This is a genomic window from Oxalobacteraceae bacterium OTU3CAMAD1, assembly GCA_024123915.1.
In the GTDB taxonomy this organism is placed as follows: domain Bacteria; phylum Pseudomonadota; class Gammaproteobacteria; order Burkholderiales; family Burkholderiaceae_D; genus Rugamonas.
The window spans coordinates 4,151,192-4,175,348 of record CP099650.1 but is presented as its reverse complement, the minus strand read 5'-3'; the positions used below and the strand labels follow the sequence as shown (position 1 = coordinate 4,175,348).

Genomic DNA, 24,157 nt, shown 5'->3' with positions numbered 1-24,157 from the left:
TCTTTCGCGCTCTACGGCGTGGCGAACCGTATGTCGCGGCTCCATAAGCCATTGCTGGACCCGCTGGGTTTGACGTTTCCACAATATCTGGCGGTACTCGAACTGTTGGAAGAATCGCCGGTGCCGGTCGGCGTGCTTGGCGCGCGCCTCGGCATGGATACCGGCACGATCACGCCGCTGGTGAAGCGCCTCGAAGTAGCCGGCATGGTCACGCGAACGCGCGACCCGGCGGATGAGCGGCGCGTGATGGTCGACCTTACGGCGCACGGACGCTCGCTTGAGACGCCGGTCCGCAGCGTCACCAGCCAGATCAAGACGCTATGCAAGTTGAGCGACCAGGACATGTATGACCTGGTCCTTACCCTGGAAGCGCTGGCCCATCCGGCACCGGAGTGAGTTTCGCCTGCCGCCGGCGAAGAACAGCAGTATTTCTTATTGGAGTAAAACATGAAAATCGGCATAATCGGCGCGGGTAACATTGGTGGAACGCTCGCGCGCAAATTCGCGGCAGCTGGCCACCTGGTCAAGCTGGCAGGTTCAAAAGGTCCTGAACAGATACGTGAACAGGCTGAAAGAATTGGCGCCAGTCCGGTCGCATCGATCGACGCGGTGAAAGACGTCGACGTCGTCATCTTGTCCATTCCCTTCGCAAGCATTCCGGACGTTGGCGCCTTGTTCGCGGATGTGCCTGCGCATGTTTGCGTCATCGACACGTCCAACTACTATCCGATGCGGGATCAAAAGATCGCCGACGTTGAGCAGGGCAAACCGGAAAGTGTGTGGACCAGCGAGCAACTCGGCCGGCCGGTCATCAAAGCGTTCAATGCAGTATTGGCGCATACGCTGTCGGCAAACGGCCGTCCAGCCGGCGCTGATGGACGTATTGCCATTCCGGTGGCCGGTGACGACAGCCGCAGCAAAAAAATCGCGGAACAACTGGTCGATGAAGCGGGGTTCGATCCTGTCGATGCCGGAACGTTGGCCGAGTCCTGGCGCCAACAACCAGGCACGCCCGCCTATTGCACCGAGCTGCCGGTTGACAAGCTGCGGCTAGCTTTAGCGTCGGCGGACAAGGATCGCGCTCCGGCGAATCGCGATGCGGTGATTGAAGAGTTTATGCAGGCCGCCACGCCGCCGACGCATGAACGCACCATTGAACGCAATCGCGCGATCAGCGCGCCGCGCTGACCGTTCCCGTGTTCGTCGCTCGCCGGTGACACGGGATGTACCGGGAATTCCCGGTTCCCCGACCGTTACCAGACCGTTCTGCTTACTTGCCATTGTTTAGCCCACTGGCTGAGATTCTTCATGATTTTCTTGGCCGGCACATCGGGCGTGGCCGCCTCCGCAATGGCTTTCACCACGACGGGTAATGGCGTTTCATCCAGCAAGGCCATTAAATGGGGTTGGAACTGTTCCGGCGCTTGGCCCGAACGCAGCATAGTCGATAGCATGTCCGGTGTCATCACGTCCCGGTAGCTGGTACTGATGCTGCGTGCGGCGACCGCCAACGCACTTTTCAAGCCGCAAGGCTGCACTATTTCCATGTGAAGGCCGAGAATATCCATTACCGCCTTCAGCTTGGTATAGCCTAGGTCCTTCAGCGTCCCGTTCTCCAACTGGTTGATCGTCACGCGGGAGAGGCCAGCAAACTTGGCAACGTGCTCCTGCAGCAGGCCGGCTTGAATGCGCTTGCTGTGGATTTCAACGCCGATTTAGGCCAAGTTCACCGGAACACCCGATTAATGTTAAGTATATTTAACATTGTAGTGCTCATTGCTGTAATTCCAAGGTGCTAGGGCGCGCTGTTTAAGCCCGCGCGCCCCAGCGCCCTCGGTCTAACCGATCACAATGACGAGCCGTCCCGTGACCCGGCCCTGCGCGCTGAGTTCGTGGGCAGCGCCAAGCTCTGCGAGCTTGAAGGTGCGCTCCACCGGCAACTTGAATGCGCCGGCGACAAACAACTTTGCAACGCGCTCCAGGGCCGGCGTGGCGTTGCGGTCCTCAAACAAGGTTCTGACCCCGTATTGAGGCGCCTGGACGTCGGAGATCGACACGACCTTCGTCGGCGCGCCGGTGATCGCGACCAAATCAGCTATGACCCCGGAGCCAACGATGTCGACGGCCGCCTGTACCCCGTCCGCAGCCAGCGCGGCGACCCGTTCGGGAAGGCCGGGGCCGTAGGTCGTCGGAATCGCCCCCAACGATTGCAGATAGGCGTGCTTCGCGGCGCTGGCCGTGCCGATCGTACGGATGCCCGAGGCGGCGGCCAACTGAATGACCGCGGAGCCTACCCCGCCGGCGGCGCCGCTGACCAAAAGCGTTTCGCCGGGTTTCACCGCCAGTTCCTCGATGATCCGGGTGGCCGTCTCGACCGCCACCGGAAGCGCCGCCGCCTCTTCGAAGGACAGGGTGTCGGGTTTGCGGGCCCACTCGTAGAGGATCGCGTACTCGGCCATCGTCGCATGGCCCCTGCCAAAGACGGGATCGCCCACCGAGACACCCGCCACATCGCTCCCCACGGCGTCGACGATGCCCGACGCGTCGTGCCCGACCCCGGCGGGCAGCACCAGCGGCATCATTTCGCGCATGTACCCGGCGCGAACTTTCCAGTCGATCGGATTGACGCCGGCAGCCTTGACCGCGATGCGGATCTGGCCGGGGCCGGGTTCCGGCAGATCGATATTTTCCAGCTTCAAAACCTCTGGACCGCCATATTCATAAAAACGTATTGCCTTCATTGGATAACTCCTTACCGGAATGATCGGGTGAGGCGCCATTTTCCGGTGATCCATAAATGGTGTATAGTCGTCAAAACCGAGACATATTGTCTCAAAAATGGAACGAGTAAATCGCAAATGGATCTCAGCGCGCTGGCAGATTTCAATCTAGTCGCCACCCACGGCGGCTTTGGGCGGGCAAGCCGCGCGAGCGGGCGGCCCAAGGCAACCCTGTCGCGTCATGTCAGCGCGCTGGAAGAGCTCATGGAAGTCCGTCTCGTCGAGCGTGGCGGCCGCGAGCTGCGCCTGACGCCGGAGGGCGCGATCCTGCACGCGCGTACAGTGGCCCCCTTCGACGAGATCACGCAAGCGGCGGCGGAACTCAAAGCCGGCATAGGCCGGCCGCGCGGCGTCTTGCGGGTGAGCGTGCCGCTGTTGTTCGCCGACGTCTCCGTGGGGCGGTTGAGCGCTGCCTTTTGCGCCGTCTATCCGGAAATACGGCTCGACATCATCGCCGAGGATCGCATCGTCGATCTGGTGAGCGACGGCTACGATGTCGTGGTGCGCTTCAATCCCCGCCAGGACGACGCGCTGGTCGGCCGCAAATTTTTGAGCGATCGCCTGGTACTTGTGGCGCCGCCGCACCTGCCGCAGCCGCCCCACGACGAGCAACCGCAAAAGTTGCGGGCGGTGGTTCGCGCCGGCCGCGCCGAGGTTCCACTTTGGACCGTCATCGATGCTTCGGGCGGCGTGCGCAGCTATCTCCCGCAACCGGTCATGTGCCTGTCGACGCCCTTGATGGCGCGCGACGCCGTGCTTGCCGGCGCCGGTGCCGCCCTGCTGCCTCGCTCGGCAGTCGCCGACGAACTGGCCGCCGGCCGTCTGGTCGCGTGGGGAACGGCGCAAGGACCTGTCATCGAATGCTGGGTGTTGCACGCATCGCGTCGGCTGGTGAGTCCCAAAGTGGGCGCCTTCGTTGAATTTCTGTGCGATTACTTCGACTAGCCCATCGCGCGCCCATGTTGTCCGTCACTCAGTTGCAGTAGGTCTTCTTCGGCAACTCGCTCTTAGTCGCGGTTTGTTGTACGGCGAGCCCCTCTTTCACGCCGCCCTTCTCCTTGATGTCGCCATCGTCCGGCGCGCTGGAAAACGCGGCCGAACCGCCGCTGCCGCCGATCGTCGTCACCGCGTTGATGATGTTGACCGTCGTATTGATCGCTTGGGCCACCGGCCCGCTCGACGGCAACCCGGATGGCGGCACCACGACCTGGCAGCCGGCAGCGCTCGGGTTGACCAAGCAGATATTCACCGGTGGCAGCACGATGCCGCATCCGGCCAGGGTCGGCGTGCTGGTGCATTGCGCCAAGGTCGGCAGGACGGCGCCGCAGCCCGCCGTGTTCGGCGTGGCCACACAGATCCCCAGCGATGGCAACACGGCCGCACAACCGGGCGCGCCTGGCGTGGCGATGCAGGCGGCCAGGGTGGGCAGTATCGCCGAGCAACCGGCCGTGCTCGGCGTCGTCAGGCAGGCGCTCAGCGTCGGCAGTACGGCGGCGCAGCCCGCCAGTGATGGCGTGGCGACGCAGGCGGCCAGGCCGGGCAGCACGGCCGAACAACCGGGCAAGCCCGGCGTGAGCGTGCATGCGGCCACCGTCGGCAGCACCGCTCCGCAACCCGGCAGGGTCGGCGTGGCGGTACAGACGGCCACGGTCGGCAGCACGACCGAGCACCCCGGCAAGCCCGGGCTCGCCGCGCAGGCCGCGACCGTCGGCAGCACCGCCGAGCAACCGGCCAAGGTGGGCGTGACGGTACACATGGCCAGGGTCGGCAACACGGCCTCGCAACCGGCGGTGGCCGGCGCGGCGACGCACGCGCCCAGGCCCGGCAAGACCGCGCCGCAGCCGGCGAGGGCCGGATTCGCCGTGCAGGCGGCCAGGTTGGGCAGGACGCCAGCGCAGCCGGTCAACGCCGGATTGGCGACGCACTCGGCCAGGGTCGGTGTCGAACCCGGCACCGGCGCGACGAACAGGCGCGAGATGACGTTGCCGCCGGTCGGCACATGGGCGCCGGTCACGCTGTTGGCGTTGATGGTGATATTGCCGCCGCTGGAGGCGACATTCCGCTCAAAATGAATCTGGTCCAGGGCGTTGCCCGAACCGGCCGAACCAGCCGTGAGCTCGATATCGCCGACGGCGGCAATGTTGCCGTTGATGGTCAGCGCGTGGCCGCTGGCGGTGCTCAGCGCCAGCGTGCCGCCCGTGCGCACAAAGTCGTCCGCCAGGGCCGTGGACGGACCCACGACCAGGCCCGTCAGGCTGCCGATCCGGATGCCGCCCGTTGGCGCCCACAGCGCGGCGATGCGCGGCACGGTGGTATGCAAGCCGCCGTTGCCGTCGATGGCGCCGATGCCGCCGCTCCGCGTCGAGGTGCCATCCGCCGTAATGCTCAGCGTGCCGGCCGTGATGTCGCTGGCGCCGGTGTCGCCATACACGGCGCCCGACGAGGCCAGCATCACGGAGCCGACGCCGGCGTTGATCGACCGGGAGATCGTCAGCTCGCCGGTAGGGCCGCCGTCCACCGTCAACGCTACATCGCCGCCCAGTGTGCGGATGCCGCTCAAGGCGCTGCCGCCCGCCTCGATCAGTGTATTGGCGTGCAGCACGCCCACCGTGAAGCCCGCGCTATTGTTGTACGAGAGCTCCTTGCCGTTGGTCTCGGCCACCAGCGTCGACACCAGGTTGCCCGCGTGGCCCAGCGTCACGTTGCCGCCGGCGGAAAGGCCCAGCGTGTCGACCACGATCGGCCCACCCTGGGTGATGGTGCCGCCGCTGCCAAGGGCGATCAGCGTGGTGGCCGGGTTGATGTCGGTCGCGGCGGCAGTGCCGGCGCTGGTGATGCCGGCCACGTAGAGGTCTCCCGGCGCCCCGCTGTCGGCGTAGCGCTGGCCGATGCCGATATTGGCCGCGACCACGCGGTCGAGCCGGGTGATCGCCAGGCAACCGCCGGCGCCGCCCACCTGGCACGTGGCAGAGCCCACCGTGATCGGCCGGCCGCTGGTGCGCGGCCGCAGCATCACGGTGTTGGCCGTGACCGTGTCGTTAAGCGCCAGATTGTCCGTCTCCAGGGTCACGCCGGCGGTGCCGGCGTCGATGGCCTGGTTGACGGTGAGTTGATAGGTGGACAGGCCGGTCGACAGCTCGAGGTCCTGGTTGTTGGTCGACAGGCCGTTAAGGGTGGTGACGCCATCCATCGCCGTGACGCTGGCGATGGACAGGTTGCTGCCGGTGTGGATCTGCGACGCGCCCTTGGCGCCCGCGCCGCCCTGGTTCAACGCGCCACCCAGTATGGCGAAATTGTTGCTGCTCGATTCCAGCTCGGCCGCTCCCGCCGCCTCCAGCACCAGCGTGCCGCCGGACGCTATCAGCGGCGCGCCGCTGCCCTGGCTGATGCCGGCGCCATCGGACTTGAGCCGGATGGTCTGGCCGGCGCCGGCGGCGATGCCGCCGCTGCCGTCGACCGTTTCGACCGAGATCTGGTTGGCCGAGCGATAGGAGAACGCCCCGCTGGTGCTGCCTGCGATGCGGCCGGTGTCGTTGGCCTGGTCGAGCGTGACGCTGGCGCCCGCAAGCGCGAGCATGTCGACCCCGCCTATGGTGGCGCCGGCGCTTTGGGTGATGGCCCCGCCGGACGCCAGCTTCAGCGTCGAGTCGACATGTTCGAACGCCCCGCCGCCGCTGTTGCCCAACGCCGATTCGATCGCGATCGCGCCCGCCGTGGACGAGCCGATGCGCAGGACCGGCGCGTGCACGCCGTTCAGTTCCGCGCTGGAAAGGCGCAGCACGCCGCTGCTGTCGGCCGCCAACGCGCCGACTTTGATCGCCACGCCCGCGCTGTGCGGCGCCAAGGTGACGCCGCTGGCGCTGGTGATGCTGCCCGCCAGGTTCATGTTGTCGGCCGAGATCGTCGCCGCAGCCCCGCCGGTGGAAATCGCCGTGCCGGCCTGGGTGGCGAACATGCCATCGGTCGATCCGGCGGCCAGCGTCAGCCCGCCGCCCGCCGTCGAAATGCTTGAGGTGCCGTTCAACGCGACACCGGTCGTGCCCTCGACATACAACGCGGCGCCATTGGTTGCGATGGCGCCGTCGCCGTTCAAGACCAGGCCGCCCAGCGTGTTCAGCACGGTCGTTCCGTGGGACCGCAACCGTCCGCCATTGCCGATGGTGATGGCCTTCGACGCGCTGGCGTTGGAGATAGTCGCTTGTCCCGTCGTCAGCACGTTGTTGATGATCACGTTGCCATTGCCGCCGTTGAGCGACAGCATGCCGCTGCGCGCGCCGCCGTCGTACAAGTCCAGCGCGCCAGAGACGATCACGTCTGCGTTCTGCGAACCATTGCCGAGGTAGAGGTAGCCGCTGGTATCGATGGTGCGCAGTTCGGTCTCGGTGAGCCCCAGCACCCGGACGCCCGCGAGGCCGCCGACATCGGCCGCGCCGGCGCCGGCGTAGATCTGTGTGTCGCCGCTGCCCGGCGCGATGGCGACGCCGCCGCTGCCGGCCTGCACGGCGCCGGCGAGGGACATGGCGTCCGCCTTCAGGCTGATCAAACCGCCATTGCTGACGACGCTGGACCCGGACCCGATGCCCAATTGTGCGTTGGCGCCCAACGCGAACAGCTGGATGCCGCCGCCGTTGCTGGCGATGGTCTGCGAAGGCGCGAGCGCGATGCCGCCGGCGCCATTGATCGCAATGCTGCCGCCGGCGCTGGTGACGGATTTGTCGATACTGGTCGTGTAGCCGCTGGCGTTGTCCAGGTACACGTTGCCGCTGCCCTGCTGATCGATACCGTAGCTGCCGGCGCCGCCCACCGACAGATTGGTGCCGCTATTGGACAGCCGCACCGCTCCCGAGGTGGTATTTCGTGCCTGGACACTATCGCTCATGATGGCCAGCGGCGCGGCACTGTTGCTGCCGTAGATGCCGGTGGCGGCCTTCAGGTCGAGCGCGCCGGCCTGGATCAGGTAACTGCCCGACATCTGGATCGTGCCCGCGCTTTCCAGGGTCAAGTCCGCCGTGCCGGCGCTCAGATTGCCGGCGACGGTCAGATTGCCGGTCGCGCCGATGTCGACGGCCGTGTTGTTGCCGTAGTGCGAGCCGGCGTTCAGGCGCAAGTTGCCCGCCTGGCTCAAGTGTAAGCCTTGCGGGCCGTCGCCGACGGTGCCGGTATGGAAATTGGTGGTGCCGCCGCCAACCGCGCTGGCGAGCACCGGCAGCGCGGAGGTGCCGACGGCGCCGCCGCTAGCGCTTTGCAGGGTCAGGTTGTTGGTGCTGATGACGCTGGCGGCGCCGACGCGGGTGATCGCCCCGCTGCCGCCGGCGTTGAGGGAGACCGAGCCGGTCGCGCCGGTGCCGATCGCACCGGCCACCTCGATGCCGAATGCGGAGCCTGCGGTGGTCGAGATATTGACCGCTGCGTTGGCGGCGCCGGTGCTGATCGAGGCGATCGACAAGTGCCGGTTGTTGACCAAGGCGACATCACCGCTGCCGGCGACGCTGGCGGTCAGCGCACCGATCTCGTTTTGCGTGCCGTTCAGGTTGATGCCGGTGGCGCTGCTGACCGCGACCGTGGCGCCCTTGACGATGCCGCCGCCCAGCACCTGTCCGCCGTTCGCGGTCAACGACAATGCCGAGTTTCCGGCGCTGCCGGCGCTCACGCCGTAGGTCGTGTTCGACACGCTCAGGTCGCCTGTCAACGCCGTCAGGGTCAGGGGCGCGGCGCCAAAGCTGAGCACGCCGTTCGAACCGGCCACCGTGCCGACCGTGAATCCACTGTCATTGACGAAACTAAAGCCCGCCGCCGCGTTGCTGTAACCGGCCAGCTCGGTCAGGGAGTTGGATGTGTTGTTGAGCGTGACGGCGCCCTCGTCCGCGATGATCAGCGCGGCGGCCGCGTTCAACGAAGCGCTTTGGGTGATATTGCCCTTGTAGTCGCGCAAATTCACGACACCGGATAGAGCCGACACGGGCGCATCGATGGCCAGGCCGCCGCTGAGGTTGCCGACGCCCGATACGATACCGATATCGCCGCCGCTGGACGTGATGCCGCTTTGCGTGGCGATCGCGCCGGCCGACACGGTCCCTATCGTCAGCGCATTGCTGTCGCGGTAGGAGAAGCCCGTCGCGCCCGCTCCAGCCAGGGTGCCCACGCTGTTGCCGCTATGGGTCAGCACCACGCCGCCGCCATCGGCGATCGCCGCCAGGGTCGGCACGGAAATCGCCGCGCTCTGGGTGATGTCGCCACCGACGGTGTGCAGCGCCAGTTTACCGCCGCCGGTGTTGGTCACTTGGGCGTTGAGCGTGATGCCGGTGGCGGCGGACAGGGTGAGCCCGCTGGCGTTGGACCAGGTGACCGGGCTCAGCACCGTTATCGAACCGGTGTTGGTCAACACCCGCACGTCCGACAGGCCGAGCTGGTTGGTGATGGTCAGCGGCGTAAGCATCGCCGGCGAATTGATCCCCTCGAACACGAAGGGATCGCCGCCGTTCTGGCCGATATAGGTGTCGCCGCCCGCCGCGATGGCAATATCGTTCGGGTCGAGCAGCAACGTCCCCATTCTTCCGCGCGGCGCGCGCAGGTCGGCCGTGCCGCGAAAATCGAGAAATTGCATGCCGGACGATTCGGCCAGGCCGCCGTCGCCGCCGTTCGCGCCGCCGCGCGCCGACAGCCGTCCCGCCATCGAGGTCGCGCCGTCGGCCCAGACCACGATCTTGCCGCCGTCGCCGCGAGCGACCGCGTCGGCGCGGATGTTGGCGCCGGCGCCGACCACGGTCGTTTCGGCGTTCTGCACCGCCGCGTTCCCGCCCTGGTAATCGCCGCCGACCAGCACGGTGCCGCCGCCCGTTTGTCCGCTGGCGTCGATGCGCGCATCGCCGGTCAAGGCCACGCGCCGCCCCAGCACTGCCACCTCCCCGCCCTGCCCGGCGCCGGTGGCGCTGGTCACGCTGCCCGCCTCCAGCAAGGTGTCGCGGCTGGCCCGGAGGACGATCTTGCCGTTCTCGCCGACCACCGCGCTGTCCGCGTTCAGGCGCCCGCGCTGGGCGACCAGGGCGCCGTAGATGCCGATGCGCCCGCCCTGCGCGATCACCTGGCCGAGGTTCAGGGCCGCGTTGTCCGGCGCGCTGACGACCACGTGCACCGACGGATTGCCCGCCTCGACCAGTTGGACGGCGTGCCCGGCCGCCAACATCACCTCCCCCTGCGGCGAGGTGATGATGCCGCTGTTGTCCACGTTCGGCGCCACCAGGTAAACCTGGCCGCCGGACGGCGTGGCGATGCTGCCGGCGTTGCTGACCGCGCCCGCGCCAGCGACGGCGGTGAAGTTGGTCCTGCCGGCCAGAAAGTCGCTGTTCGACAGGTTCAGGCTGGACGCGACCAGGCCGGCGACATCGACCCGCGAATCGCGGCCGAACATCACGCCGTTGGGATTGATCAGGAAGACGCGCCCGTTCGACTGCAGGGCGCCAAAAATCCGGCTGGGATCCTGTCCGAGGATGCGGTTCAGCACCGCGCTCGAGCTGCTTTGCTGGACGAAGCGGGTCACCTCGCCGGCGCCGACCGAAAAACTCTGCCAGTTGATGATGGTGTTGGGCGTATTAGTGATAGAGAAAACATTTCCCTGCTGGCTAAATGTCGCCTGGCCGGCCACCACTTGCGGTGAAACGGGCGCAGCCTGGGGCGCGCCGAAACCGGCGGCCAGCAGCAGGGGCAGGACTCGGCGTCGTAGCGCGGAGGTCGTCGGGCCGGTAGAGATGCGGCGCATCATTTTTCCCCTATCAGTGGACTGTTTGGTCTGTTATAAGGAGTTTAACGTGGTTTATGTTGCCCGTTGTCACCAAACTGACGTTTACCCCCCTGAATTGTTTCACTGGCGCATCACGAATGGGAAATGAACCCCGATGCGGGTGTCGCTTGCAAGCACGAAGCCGGTTTTCGCCGGCTTGATCTCGCTATAATTGCTGCTTTCATCGCAACGGATTACGCCATGACTTTGCTAGCCCATCAGCTCGAACTGCTGTCGCCCGCCAAAACCGCCGAGATCGGCCGGGAGGCCATTTTGCACGGCGCCGACGCCGTCTATATCGGCGGCCCCGCCTTCGGCGCGCGCCACAACGCCAGCAATTCGATCGAGGAAATCTCCAAACTGGTGGCGTTCGCGCACCGCTACCGTTCGCGCATCTTCGTCACGCTCAACACCATCCTGCACGACGCCGAGCTGGACGCCGCCCGCGCGCAGATCTGGCAGCTGTACGAAGCCGGCGTGGACGCGCTGATCGTGCAGGACATGGGACTGCTGGAGATGGATCTGCCGCCGATCCAGTTGCACGCAAGTACCCAGTGCGACATCCGCACGATGGAAAAGGCCAAGTTCCTCGGCGACGTCGGCTTCTCGCAGCTGGTGCTGGCGCGCGAGCTGACGATCGAACAAATCCGCAAGATCCACGCCGAGGTGGACACCCCGCTCGAATATTTCATTCACGGCGCGCTGTGCGTGGCCTATTCGGGCCAGTGCTACATTTCGCACGCGGACACGGGCCGCAGCGCCAATCGCGGCGACTGCTCGCAGGCCTGCCGCCTGCCGTACACGCTGAGCGACACCAAAGGCCGCGTCGTCGCGTACGAAAAACACCTGCTGTCGATGAAGGACAACGACCAGAGCCGCAATCTGGAGGCGTTGGTCGACGCCGGCATCCGCTCGTTCAAGATCGAGGGCCGCTACAAGGACATGGGCTACGTGAAAAACATCACGGCCCATTACCGCCTTCTGCTGGACGAAATCCTGGAGCGCCGTACGGAATTCACGCGCGCCGCCAGCGGCCGCACCGACATCCTGTTCACGCCGGATGTCGACAAGACCTTCCACCGCGGCCACACCGATTACTTCGCCCACGGCCGCGAAGGTGGAGAGATCGGCGCCTTCGACAGCCCTAAATACGTCGGCGTGGAACTGGGCACGGTGACGCGCATTGCCACCGACCACTTCGACATCACCACCAACGGGCCGATGGCCAACGGCGACGGGCTGAACTACATGTACAAGCGCGAATCGTTCGGCATCCAGGCCAACACGGTGAAGAAAATCGGCGCCAGTGCGGACGGCGAGCAGTGGCGCGTGTTCCCGAACGAGACGGTCGGGCTGCTGACCGGTTTCAAGGTCGGCGCCTCCATCCTGCGCAACCGCGACCATCACTGGGAAGGCGCGCTGAGCAAGAAGTCCTCCGATCGGAAAGTCGACCTGCATCTGTCCTTGCGCGAGCACGGAGACGGTCTGCGCCTGTCCCTGCGCGACGAAGATGGCATCGTCAGCGTGACCGACGCCGCCATCGCCTACCAGCCCGCACAGCAAACCGAACAGGCGGAAGCCTCGCTGCGTGCCAGCCTGGGCAAGCTGGGCGGCACGATGTTCTCGGCCGCCAGCGTGGAATTGAGCCTATTCAAACCGTGGTTCGTACCGGCCGCCGCGATCAACGCGCTGCGCCGCGACGCCATCGAAGCGCATGAAGCGGCGCGCCTGGCCGCTTGGGACCGTCCGATGCGCAAGGCCAGCGCCGAACCGCCGGCGGTCTACCCCGACACCCAGCTCAGCTACCTGGCCAACGTCTACAACGAGAAGGCGCGCGCCTTCTACCACAAGCACGGCGTCAAACTGGTCGCCGCCGCCTACGAGTCGCACGAGGAACCGGGCGAAGTGCCGTTGATGATCACCAAGCACTGCCTGCGCTTCTCGTTCAACCTGTGTCCGAAGCAGGCCAAGGGCGTGCAAGGCGTGCAGGGCCAGGTCCGTGCCGAGCCGATGACATTGGTCAGCGGCGATCACACTTACACCCTGCGGTTCGACTGCAAACCCTGCGAGATGCACGTGGTGGGCGCCATGAAGTCCAACATCCTCAAATCGCCGCCGCCGTCGAACATCCCGTACAGCCCTCTGGTCTTCCACCGCCAGCGCCCCCGCGCCGAAGTATAGGTCACCTCCCCCAAGCTCGGGATGGCCGCCCCATCCCGAAATACCCCGGCAAATGGTTACGCCTCCCCCGACGGGGGTCAGGTCCGACATTCGGACACGGTCTGGGCAGTAGAACGCTTTACTGTCCAGCTCCTGTCCGAATGTCGGACCTGACCCCGGTGTGCATGCGCGCCAAATGGTTACGCTTATCACGCCGCGCTTCACACTTCGTTTCCTTACCGCATAACATAGACCCGCACCCCGCCCGCGCTTGTGTTGTTCAAAATGGTTGCGCTTATCAAATTTTGTTTGAAGTTGTTGACTTTGCTCAAGCCGCCTCCTAGACTTGGCGCTGTCGTGTTGAAAAAAAACAGGAAAAACACGCCAGTACCGATAAAAAACAGGAGACCGCAATGAATCAACGAACGACCGCCAGCCGGCGCGCCGCGCTTGGACTGACCGTCATGGCCAGTATGATCGCCCAGGCATACGCCCAGCAAACCGCCCCCGCCCCCGCCACCGAGACGACCGCAGCCACCCCTGCCGCCACCACCGCCGAGGCGCCGATCACCAGCGTCCAGGTCACCGGCTACCGCAACAGCTTGCTGTCTTCCGCGCGCGACAAGAAGCAAGCCGTCGGCTTCCAGGATTCGATCAACGCCGAGGATTTCGGTAAATTCCCGGACAAAAACCTGGCCGAGTCGCTCAGCCGCGTTCCCGGCGTCGGCGTGTCGCGCGACGTCACCGGCGAAGGCATGACCATCCAGATCCGTGGCCTGGGCTCGTCGTTCACCAAGATTTTGCTGAACAATTCCCCGATCGCCGTGGCGTCGTCCGGCCCGATCGACGGCGCCAACACCAACCGCGAAGTCGATCTGGACCTGCTGCCGACCGACCTGTTCACCAAGCTCACCGTCAGCAAGAGCCCGACCGCCGGCCAGATCGAGGGCGGCGCCGCCGGCGTCGTCAACCTGCGCAGCGCGCGGCCGTTCGACAAGGAAGGCAAGCAGCTGTCCATGGGCCTGACCGGCACCAAGCAGCAGATCGCCGACAAGGCCGGCATGCGCGGCAATATCCTGGCCAGCAATACCTGGGACGGCAAGTTCGGTATCCTGGGCGGCATTTCGTTCTCGCGCCAGCAGGCTCGCACCACCGGCTTCGAGACCGTCGGCTGGACCAATCCCAACCTGACCGCGTCGCAGAGCAGCTCGCCGACCCGCAACAACACCGGCGGTGGCAACTGGACCATCCCGGCCACCGTGCCGGCCGGCGCCGGCAACGGCCTGGTGGCGGGTACGCCGATCAACGAGGCCTTCCTGCTGGCGAACAATCCCGGCTTGACGATCGGCCAGATTGACAACGCTATCATTCCGCGTCTGGGCCGCACCATGGAGTACTACGGCACCAAGGACAAGATCTCCGGCGTGTTCGCCGCCGAGTACCGTCCGACGCAGGATCTGCACTTCTACCTGGACACCATGTACAGCAAGAAGGATGACGACATGACGCGCAACGGCTACACCTGGGCCGTGCGTAACAACGGCGCCATTCCGCTGAACATGAAAGTCGACAAGACCGATTGCACCAACGGCTGCACGGTGACCTCCGGCACCTTCGCCAACGCGCTCAATTTCATCGAGTTCGGCCCGCGCAAGGACAAGGTCGACCTGCTGGGCATCAACCCGGGCATGGAGTGGAAGATCACGCCGAAGCTGTCGCTCGACGTCGCCGGTAACTGGAACCGCAGCCGCTTCACCCACGAGGCGCCGACGGTCATGCCGATCACCGCGCCCAACAGCGGCAACACGATCACCTACGCGAACAACGGCGGCGTGCCGTCCATCGTCTCGAACATGGACCTGAACAACCCGGCCAACTACCAGTGGGTCGGCGGCCGTGTCAACGTCCAGAACGAGTTGCGCGAAACCGAGACCAAGGGCTTCCACACCAACCTGGCCTGGGGCGACAAGAAGCTGACCGTCAAGGGCGGATTCGCCTGGGACGATATCGACCGCACCATCCGCGGCCAGGATAATTCCGCCGCCTGGCAGGCCGCCGTCTGCGGCAACAATCCATCGGTGTTCCTGCAAGGCCCGAACGGCGCGCCGCCATGCAACGGCGCCAGCACGCCTGGCGCCAGCGCCGCCGCGCTGTACCCGGGCTACGGCACCGGCTACACGGCCGGCCAGACCGCGCCGCTTACCTACCAGGGTTCGCTGATCACCAACGCCGCGCTGCCGAGCTATCTGACGCCTGGCCAGTACGGCAACCTGGCGCTGGATTGGGATCGCTTCCGCCAGGATTCCAACTACAACTTCTTCAACAGCAACGCGCCGGACACGGGCGCCTCGTCGACCGGCGCCAGCGCCGGCTACATCCGCGAGAAGTCGAAGGCGGTCTATCTGGAGGCGAGCGGCGAATTGGCGCCGGCCGGCTTCAATACCCGCTGGAACGTGGGCGTGCGCTACGTCCGCACCCAACAGCAGGTCGGTTCGCGCAATTCCTTCAGCGATCCGCGCAACGCCACCTTGCCGCTGAACGGCAGCAAGTATCCGAACATCGATTCGTGGGTCTACCAGGATTCGGAGTACAGCAACACGCTGCCGTCCGGCACCATCGCCGTCGACGTGATGAAGGACGTGGTGGTGCGCGCCGCCCTGTCGCGCAGCATGACGCGCGTCAATCCGAACTCGCTGCGTCCTGGCGTCAATTTCTCCGGCGTCTCGGCGGACACCGGCACCCAGGGCAATCCGAACCTGAAACCTTACCTGTCGGATAACATCGACCTGGGCATCGACTGGTACACCGGCCGCGAAGGCTATGTGTCGGTGACCGGCTTCCAGAAGCGCGTCAACGGCTTCACCGTCGACGAGAACGTCACCCTGCCATTCTCCGCGCTGGCGCAGTACGGCATCAACTACGGCACCCTGATTCCGACGCAGCAGCTGGCGATCGATTCGCGCGGCGGCCCGGACGTGGCCACCGTTGTAATGACCCGTCCGCGCAACGCCGAAGGCATCCTGCGCATCCGCGGCCTGGAAGTGGGCTGGGTCCAGCCGCTCGACAAGTGGCTGCCGATCAAGGGCTTCGGCTTCAACGAAACGCTGACCCTGATCAACCAGAAGGCCAGCGGCGAAGGCTCGAAAGGTTTCATCGCGCTGGGCGTGCCGAAGAAGACCAACAACTTCGGCGTCTACTACGAGAACCACGGCTACATGGCGCGCTTCATGCACACCTACTCGCAGGGCAGCCAGGTGGCGACGGCGAACCAGAGCGGCATCACCCAGGCGGCGCTGTTCAGCGACACCTACAAGCAGTGGGACTTCTCGTCGAGCATCGAGCTGGACCAGGTGTTCGACCGCGACGGCCTGCCGATGATCACCTTCGACATCGTCAACCTGAACAAGGCCAAGCGTCGCGGATACTTCCAGTTCCCGAACGCGACGATGTCGCAGTACGATCCGGGCCGTACCTTCGCGCTCGGCCTGCGCATGAAGTTCTAAGGCCGCCGGTGCCGCACTTTTAGGGTTAATATGAAACAGAAAATCTTACTTGTCGCGGCACTGTGCGCGGTGTCGGGGGCGTACGCCGCCGACACCGCCGCGAGCGCGCGCTTCGAGCGCTTCAGCTACGCGGGCAAATCGCAGGAGCAGGCCAAGCCGCGCGCCGGCGAGTTCCTCAACCCCATCCTGTCGGGATATTTCCCCGACCCGTCAATCGCCCGCGTGGGCGACGACTACTACATCGTCAATTCCTCGTTCACCAACTTCCCGGGCCTGCCGATCATGCATTCCAGGGACATGGTCACGTGGACGCAGATCGGCAACGCGCTGGATCGGCCGGAACAGGTCGACTTCACCGGCGTGCGCGGTTCGCAGGGCATCTACGCGCCGGACATCTCGTTCCACAACGGGCGCTACTACATCATCACCACCTGCTCCAGCTGCCCCGGCGGCATGGGCAACTTCGTCATCACGGCGGATAAGCCGTCCGGCCCCTGGTCCCAACCGGTCACCATCAAAGGTTTGAATGGCATCGACCCGTCGATCTTCTGGGACGGCGACAAGGCCTATGTGGTCCACAACGACGCGCCCGTGGGCACGCCGCGCTACGACGGCCACCGCGCCATCTGGATCACGGAGATCGACCCGGCCAGCTTCCAGCGCATCGGCACGCCGAAGGTGCTGATCGACGGCGGCGTGGTGCCGGCCAAGAATCCGATCTGGATCGAAGGTCCGCATCTGTTGAAGAAGGATGGCTACTATTATCTGATGTGCGCGGAAGGCGGGACCGGGGACAACCACTCCGAAGTGATTCTGCGCTCCAAGGACGTCATGGGCCCGTATGTGCCCGGACCGGCCAATCCGATCCTGACCCAGCGCGATCTGGATCCGGCGCGCACCAATCCGGTCACCACGACCGGCCACGCCAAGCTGGTACAGACCCAGCAGGGCGACTGGTGGGCGGTTTTCCTGGCCACCCGCCCCTACCCCGGCAATTTCTATAATATCGGTCGTGAAACCTTCCTGCTGCCGGTGACGTGGAAAGACGGCTGGCCGATGATCCTCGAGCAGGGCAAGCCCGTGCCCTACACCTTGGCCAAGCCCAAACTCCCTGCCCAGCCGGCGCCCGCGCTGCCGATGAACGGCGACTTCAGCTACGTCGACGAGTTCGACAAGCCCCTCTCCGCCGCCTGGATCGGCATGCGCACGCCGCGCGGCCAGCTGTACAAGATCGACAAGGGCGACTTGGTGCTGAACTCCGGCCAGCCGCTGGGCAAGCTTGACGGTGTGCCGGGCTTCATCGGCCGTCGCCAGCAACACCATGACGCGACGGTGTCGACCGTGGTCGACTACGCGCCACGGCGCGACGGCGACCGCGCCGGCCTGATCGCCATCCAGAACGATGCGAACTACCTGTTCCTGGGCGTGACGCAAACGGCCGGCCGCCGCATGGTTGCGCTGGTCAAGTACGAGGATGGCAAGGAAACCTTGCTGGAATCGGCGCCGGTGACGGACAAGCGTGTCGAGCTGATCGTGGAGATGCGCGGCGGCCGCTCCGCCTACAGCTACCGCAGCGGCGGGCAGGTCAAAGCGCTCAAGAAGGACGTCGACGTGACATTCCTGTCCACGCAAAAAGCCAAGGGCTTTGTCGGCGTCGTCATCGGCCCCTACGTGCAGTCCTCCGGGGCGGATTGAACGGGTGCGCGTCGCCGCGCTAGCGGCGACGCTGCGGGCCGGGGCCCGACTTGTACCGCATCACTGAACGGCTATATAATAATGAGAATTATTCTCATGCGTCCAGGGCGACATCACATGGCGGGCTACAACTCGATTGCGCAACCACAGCCGTTGCACGCGCTGTATGCCGACCACCACGGCTGGCTGCACGCGTGGCTGCGCAAGAAGCTGGGATGCGCTTTCACCGCCGAAGATTTGACCCAGGACACCTTTCTGCGCCTGCTGGTCCGTCCGCGCAAGCTCGACGCAGGCCAAAATCCACGCGCCTACCTCACCACGATCGCCAAGGGCCTGGTGATCGACCATTGGCGCCGCGAGGAAATCGAGCGCGCCTGGCTGGCGGTCATGATGGAGCGCCCCGAGGCCTTCCAGCCTTCGGCCGAGCATCAGGCCATCATCGTGGAAACGCTGATGGAGGTCGATCGCATCCTCGCCAGCCTGGCCGAGAAACCCCGCGCGGCTGTCCTGCTGGCGCAACTGCACGACCTGACCTACGCCGAAATTGGCGAGCGCCTCTGCGTCTCCGAGCGCATGGTCAAAAAGTATATGGCGCAGGCCATGCTGCATTGCCTGGCAGCGGGCGCGACGTTCCGCGCCGCGCTGGCCTGAGCGGAGCGAAAGCCGCCGATGCGCCGCAGCCACGACACCACGCAGGATATTCCCTTCGACACGCTGGAACAGGCGGCCGAATGGTTTGCCGTTTTCCGCTCGGGAAAGGTCGAGGATGACGAACGGCGTCGCTGGCAGGACTGGCTCGCCAGCGACGCCGGCAATCGCCGGGCCTGGGCCCGCGTTGAGGCCATCAGCCAGGGTGTTTCCATTGCCAGGGAAGCACCGGAAGCGGCAACTTCCGCGCTGCACGCAGCCAGCCAACTGCGCCGGCGCCGCAAGCTGATCAAGACACTTGTGTTGACCGCCGCCACCGTCGGTTTGGGCTGGCAACTGTCCCGCCAGGACGAGGTGCGCACGACCATCGCCGGCTTGGGCGCGACGCATCGGACCGGCGTGGGCGAAAGCCGCAATGTGGTACTGGCGGACGGCACCCGGCTCTGGCTCAATACCGATACCGCCGTCGACGAACGCTTCGACGGCGGCCTGCGCCTGCTGGTGCTGCATAAAGGCGAGGTGTTGATCGAAACCCATCCAGACACCCGTCAATCGCCCCGCCCGTTCGTCGTGCATAGCCCCCATGGGGGCATGCGCGCGCTGGGCACACGCTTCGGGGTCCGTCAGTTCGATGGTCATACCCAAGTCGGCGTAAGCCAGGGCCGCGTCGAGATCACGCCGTTTGACCGGGACTCGCCGCGCCGTGTAATCGATGCTGGTCAGGAAGTCAGGTTCTCGCAAGGCGACATTTCGGCCCCGGCCGCGCTGCCTGCCACGCGCCAGGCCTGGACGCAAGGCATGCTGGTCGCCGAAGACATGCCGCTGGAACAGTTCCTGGCCGAACTGGCGCGCTACCGTCGCGGCCATCTGGGCTGCGATCCAGCCATTGCCGGGCTGCGCGTGGTGGGCGGTTTCCCGGTGCGAGACACCAGTCAGGCGCTGGCGATGCTGGAGGCGGCTTTGCCGGTGCGGGCGCGTTTCGTGCTGCCGTGGTGGGTCACGGTCGAGGCCCGCCAGGACGATAGGTAAAAATAATTTCGGAATTCGGTTCCCTTTTTTGGATGTTGTTCGGAAAGCAGATTGAAGACAGCTATTTCCCATTTTCCGAAAGTACGCATGACATCCCATTTCGCACAACACGCCCTGGCCGGCCTGATGGTCGCCGCCATGACCGCCCCGGCCTTCGCCGCTGACGCCGCCCCTCGTTCCTACAACATCCCTGCCGGCCCGTTAAGTGCCGCCATCGCGCGCTTCGCCGCCGAATCGGGCGTGTACATCGCCGCCGACGGCGCGCTAACCGCCGGCAAGACCAGTGCCGGCTTGCAAGGCACGCTGGCACCGCAGGACGCGTTGAACCGCCTGCTGAAAGGCAGTGGGCTGGACGCCGTGCGGCAAGGAGACGGACGCTATGTCCTGAAGGAAGGCGCCGCGCCGGTCGCCGCGCCGCGCCCGGACGCCGCCGTCGCGCTGCCGGCGGTGGAGGTGCGAGCCGAGCGTGAAGCGGCCCTGGGCCATGTCGACGGCTATGTCGCCAGACGCAGCGCCACGGCGACCAAGACCGACAGCCGCCTGATCGAAAATCCCCAATCGGTATCGGTGGTCACCGCCGACGAGCTGGCCGACCGCAAGGTGGAGACCCTGGATGAGGCGCTGCGCTACACCGCCGGCGTAACGCCGAATATGAAACCCTGGGCGGTCGACGAATTTTCGATGCTGCGCGGCTTCGACCTGGGCAACGCCGGCATTTTCCGCGACGGCCTGCTAACCTCCGGCCGTGCCTATGCCGCGCCCATCGAGCCGTACGGCCTGGAACGCCTGGAAGTGCTGCGCGGACCGGCCTCGGTGCTGTACGGCCAGTCGCCGCCGGGCGGCATGATCAACGCCGTCTCCAAGCGTCCTTCGGCCACCGCCGTGCGCGAGATCGGCGTCGAGTACGGCACCTATGACCGCAAACAGATCAAGGCCGATGTCGGCGGCGCGCTGGACGAGCGCGGCGAGTGGACCTACCGCGTCACCGTGCTGGGACGCAAATCCGGCACCCGACTCGATCTCGACCGCGATGACCGCGTCTATGTGGCGCCGGCGCTGACCTGGCAGCCCGGCGCCGATACCCGGTTGACCCTGCTCGCCCAATACCAGAAGGACGATCAATCCTACGCCTGGGGCAACCAGTTGCAAAATCCCGGCGCGCTGGGACAACCCGATCCGAGTGTGAACCTCGGCGGCAGGGACAACCGCTGGGAACGCGAAAACCATGCACTGGGCTACGAGTTCGAGCACCGCTTCAACGACATGTGGACGGTGCAGCAAAACCTGCGCTACACCAAGTTGAAACGCGACGAAGGCGACGTCTTCCCCCGCGCGCTGCTGGCCGACGGGCGCTCCGTCACCCGCCTCTTCTTCCCCACCAGTTCCGCCTGGCGCGGCCTGCAAGTAGATACGCGCGCGCAGGCGTCGTTCCGGGCCGCCGGAATGACGCACAACGTCCTGATCGGGGTGGACTACGCCGACAACAAAACGACCAACCGCAACCCGTACGACATCGGCGTGATGCCGAACCTGGACCTGTACAACCCGGTGTACGGCGGCGCGCAGGTCCCGGTTGCCTCGGCCGCGCCACGCGCCGACTATTTCCCGCTCAAGCAGACCGGGCTTTACCTGCAGGACCAACTCAAATGGGACAAGTGGGTCGTCACCGGCGGTTTGCGCCGCGACCGTGCCGAGAACTCGAATACGCGCGAACTGCCGGCCTCGGGCACCTCGACGCGGCTCTATGACCAATCAGCCAGCAAGACCACGGGCCGCCTGGGCGGCGTCTATCTGTTCGATTCCGGCTGGGCGCCCTACGCCAGTTATGCGACCTCGTTCTCGCCGGAGATCGGCCGCGACGTCAATGACGAACTGCTCAAGCCGTCCACCGGCCGCCAGCTGGAGGCGGGACTGCGCTACCAGCCGGACAACGCCAACGTCAGTTACACGGCTTCAGTCTTTCAGCTGGAGCGCAAGAATGTGACCACCGCCGCGTCCCAGGATCCGGACGCGCTGGTGCAAAGCGGCGAGGTCAAGTCCCAGGGTATCGAACTGGAGGCGCGCGCCGACATCCTGCGCAATCTCAGCATTGTGGCGCAGTACACCTACCTGGACACCGAAATCACGCAGAGCAACAACGGCGACCGTGGCCTGTCGCAGCCGGGCGCCGTCAAGCACAGCGCCTCCGTGTGGACCAAGTACAGTTTCAAGCTGAGCGACGCCCTGCTGGCCAATGCGGGGTTGGGCGTGCGCTACTACGGCAAGGCGCGCTCATACCAGGATTATGGCAATGAAGGGATCATCAATCCCGCCTTCGGCATGGTCGATGCCGCCTTTGGTGTCGACCAGGGGGCGTGGCGGTTCTCGGTCAACCTCAACAACCTGCTGGACAAACAGGTTTTGCTCGATTGCGACGGCAGATTCTGCTATCGCAACGCCGAGCGTACGGTCAATGTGAGCGCGGGTTACCGTTTCTGATGCGGGCTTCGTCGGGCCATACTCCTCCTTGGCCAAAATCACGAGGAGGAGTATCCCGATGGCTGCTATGTCGACGCTATGGCGATACCCAATGAGCTTTCGTCAATACGTTTCCAGTCGAACCAAGTTCAACCGACCAAGCTTCTACTCCTTTGAGTACGGGATGCTCCCACCACAGCCGTCTGATGCACGGAGCACTGCATAGCGCCGACGCGTAGACGCCAAAAGGGGCAGCGGACGTATCGACGACGTCCGGGCTGCCAAGCTTTTCAATTACCGCGCGTTCCGGGGCGCCAGTTTCGACTGACGCAAACCCTCGTTCAATCTGCGTGACCCGGTAAGTGCATGCAGAAAATGAACAAAAAATAGCGATACCCAAAGCAACAACGAATACACGACTATTTTTCATTCCAGCCTCCCGCCTTAACCAGAACTCAGGGCCGCTTCAACTGGCCGATAACGCTCGCCACCTTGGTGGTGATCACATCGACCGCCGGGCCATTGGCGCCATGCGGAATAATGACATCGGCATGGCGCTTGGTTGGCTCGATGAATTGCTGGTGCATGGGGCGGACGGTTTCCAGATACTGGTCGACGACGCTTTCCACCGAACGGCCGCGTTCGGTGATATCTCGTTGCATGCGGCGGATGAAGCGAACGTCGGAGGCGGTGTCGACAAAGATCTTCAGCGACATCATCTTGCGCAGGTCCGCGTCATACAGGGCAAACAGCCCTTCGATGACGATGACCGGCGCCGGCTTGACCGGAATGGTCCGGTTGGAGCGATTGTCGAGCGTAAAGTCGTACTCCGGCATCTCGATCGCTTCGCCGTTGCGCAAGGCTTTGACGTGCTGCACAAGCAAAGGCCAGTCGAAGGCCTGCGGATGGTCGTAATTCTGCTTGCGGCGGACTTCAGGGGTGAGGTGGGATTGGTCGCAGTAGTAATCGTCCTGCATCACGACAGAGACCATATCGGAGCCAAACGAAGCGAGCACTTGCTGGGACACCGTTGACTTGCCACTGCCGCTTCCGCCGGCGACACCAATAACAAAAGGATGGAAAGAAATCTTATTCATACCGAATGATACCGGAACCGGGATCGAACTGACAGGGACCGGCTCGATTCCCAACCCGTGCGACGGTCCTGTGGTCCTCTGCTTTTCATGCAACTATTTAGCTTTCGTCTTCGAACCTGCCGTCATTTTATCGAGATAGGCCTGCAACTGTTCGCCAATCTGGTCTTGCGCGTGCACCTTGGCGTTGGCCTGGGCCAGCAGCAACTCGAACTCGCGTAATCGTGCCTTTGCCGGTTCGAGCTGTGCCTCGGAGGCCTTCAGTTGCTCGCTCAGCACCTCGGCTTCGGCGATCTTGCTGACAAGTTGGCGCTGAAGATCGCCCGTGTGCAGATGGGCAGCCTGAAGCTGCTCGATCTTCTGCTCCAGCTTGCGGCCATTGGTTAGTTGCTCGTAAAGCGACTGCTTCGTATGCGACAACTCCAGAACCAGGCGGGCGCCCTCTTGATTGAGTTTGGTGACCTCGTCCTGCTTGCCCCGTATCGCCAGTTGCTGTTGGCGCAGCTCCAGCTTCGCCTGCTCAAGCCGATCTTTCAAATCGGTCACTTGCTGTCCGGCCGTATGGCGCGCGACGGTTTCGGCCTGGAGGGCGGCGCGTGTTTTGGCATGGCCGGCAATTTCGCTTTGCAGGCGGTCCTCCAGCACACGGTTGGCTTCTTGACTGGCGAGTAGTTCGCTTTGCAGTTGCTGGAAGGCCTGCGCATTGGCTTGTTCCTTGACGCGGAACTCGTGTGTGACCTGCTTGATCCGTACGTCGGCTTCTTCAGCAAGGCGTGCTGCTAGCCGTTCGACCAGATCTTGCAACGCTTCGCTGATCGACGCCTTCTTACCGGCGCTGCCACCCTCCTCCTCTTCCAGCTCCCTGAGATACTTGTGGATCGTGGTTTTGGACCCGGTATTGCCGAGAGCGATGCGAACCGCGTCCACCGATGGGTACTGGGACTGAGCGATCAAGCTGTCCCGCGCCTTCCTCACGTCCGATTTTTCCAGTCCTGCTCTCGCCATACTTCCTCC

14 protein-coding genes are annotated in these 24,157 nt (G+C 64.8%); 9 read left to right on the top strand and 5 right to left on the bottom strand.

The annotated features are described in order from the left end of the window. Window positions 1-30: 30 nt before the first annotated feature. Window positions 31-396, top strand: a complete 366-nt coding sequence (locus NHH88_18005; protein USX11605.1) for a MarR family winged helix-turn-helix transcriptional regulator — start codon at window positions 31-33, stop codon at window positions 394-396. Between the two features lie 51 nt (window positions 397-447). Then, window positions 448-1,188 carry an NAD(P)-binding domain-containing protein gene (locus NHH88_18000; GenBank protein USX11604.1) on the top strand — a complete coding sequence of 247 codons (741 nt, stop codon included), beginning with the start codon at window positions 448-450 and terminating at the stop codon, window positions 1,186-1,188. Window positions 1,189-1,253: 65 nt separating this feature from the next. On the opposite strand, the gene NHH88_17995 is transcribed toward NHH88_18000, so the two are convergent. Together NHH88_17995 and NHH88_17990 are read right to left on the bottom strand one after the other, a co-directional pair. Further along, window positions 1,254-1,673: a helix-turn-helix domain-containing protein gene (locus tag NHH88_17995; protein ID USX17369.1), complete on the bottom strand. Its 420-nt coding sequence runs from the start codon at window positions 1,671-1,673 to the stop codon at window positions 1,254-1,256. Between the two features lie 165 nt (window positions 1,674-1,838). Then, entirely contained in the window at window positions 1,839-2,741 is a 903-nt protein-coding gene (locus tag NHH88_17990) for an NADP-dependent oxidoreductase (protein ID USX11603.1), read from the bottom strand. A gap of 117 nt (window positions 2,742-2,858) precedes the next feature. Between NHH88_17990 and NHH88_17985 the strand changes: the two genes are divergently transcribed. Next, window positions 2,859-3,725: a LysR family transcriptional regulator gene (locus tag NHH88_17985; protein USX11602.1), complete on the top strand. Its 867-nt coding sequence runs from the start codon at window positions 2,859-2,861 to the stop codon at window positions 3,723-3,725. A gap of 28 nt (window positions 3,726-3,753) precedes the next feature. Here the strand turns inward: NHH88_17985 and NHH88_17980 are convergent, their stop codons facing one another. Further along, complete coding sequence (locus tag NHH88_17980) at window positions 3,754-10,536, bottom strand: filamentous hemagglutinin N-terminal domain-containing protein (protein ID USX11601.1); 6,783 nt, start codon at window positions 10,534-10,536, stop codon at window positions 3,754-3,756. A gap of 222 nt (window positions 10,537-10,758) precedes the next feature. Between NHH88_17980 and NHH88_17975 the strand changes: the two genes are divergently transcribed. The 6 genes from NHH88_17975 (at window position 10,759) to NHH88_17950 (ending at window position 22,070) form a co-directional block, all read left to right on the top strand. Further along, window positions 10,759-12,738, top strand: coding sequence for a U32 family peptidase (locus NHH88_17975; protein ID USX11600.1), 1,980 nt, complete (start codon window positions 10,759-10,761; stop codon window positions 12,736-12,738). 392 nt (window positions 12,739-13,130) lie between these two features. After that, on the top strand, window positions 13,131-16,220 hold the full coding sequence (locus tag NHH88_17970; protein ID USX11599.1) for a TonB-dependent receptor: 3,090 nt from the start codon (window positions 13,131-13,133) through the stop codon (window positions 16,218-16,220). A gap of 30 nt (window positions 16,221-16,250) precedes the next feature. Then, a complete protein-coding gene (locus tag NHH88_17965; GenBank protein USX11598.1) occupies window positions 16,251-17,915 on the top strand; it encodes a glycoside hydrolase family 43 protein in 1,665 nt (554 codons plus the stop codon). Window positions 17,916-18,032: 117 nt separating this feature from the next. Beyond that, window positions 18,033-18,566 (top strand): sigma-70 family RNA polymerase sigma factor, encoded by a 534-nt coding sequence (locus tag NHH88_17960; protein ID USX11597.1) that lies wholly within the window; start codon window positions 18,033-18,035, stop codon window positions 18,564-18,566. A gap of 18 nt (window positions 18,567-18,584) precedes the next feature. Then, complete coding sequence (locus NHH88_17955; GenBank protein ID USX11596.1) at window positions 18,585-19,592, top strand: FecR domain-containing protein; 1,008 nt, start codon at window positions 18,585-18,587, stop codon at window positions 19,590-19,592. An 87-nt stretch (window positions 19,593-19,679) separates the two neighbouring features. Continuing rightward, the gene (locus tag NHH88_17950) at window positions 19,680-22,070 is read left to right on the top strand and encodes a TonB-dependent siderophore receptor (protein ID USX11595.1); all 2,391 of its coding nucleotides are present in this window, start codon (window positions 19,680-19,682) and stop codon (window positions 22,068-22,070) included. A gap of 434 nt (window positions 22,071-22,504) precedes the next feature. Here NHH88_17950 and udk read toward each other — a convergent pair whose 3' ends face one another. After that, on the bottom strand, window positions 22,505-23,146 hold the full coding sequence (gene udk, locus NHH88_17945; GenBank protein ID USX11594.1) for a uridine kinase: 642 nt from the start codon (window positions 23,144-23,146) through the stop codon (window positions 22,505-22,507). A gap of 93 nt (window positions 23,147-23,239) precedes the next feature. Next, window positions 23,240-24,148 (bottom strand): DNA-binding protein, encoded by a 909-nt coding sequence (locus NHH88_17940; protein USX11593.1) that lies wholly within the window; start codon window positions 24,146-24,148, stop codon window positions 23,240-23,242. Between the last annotated feature and the right edge of the window lie 9 nt (window positions 24,149-24,157).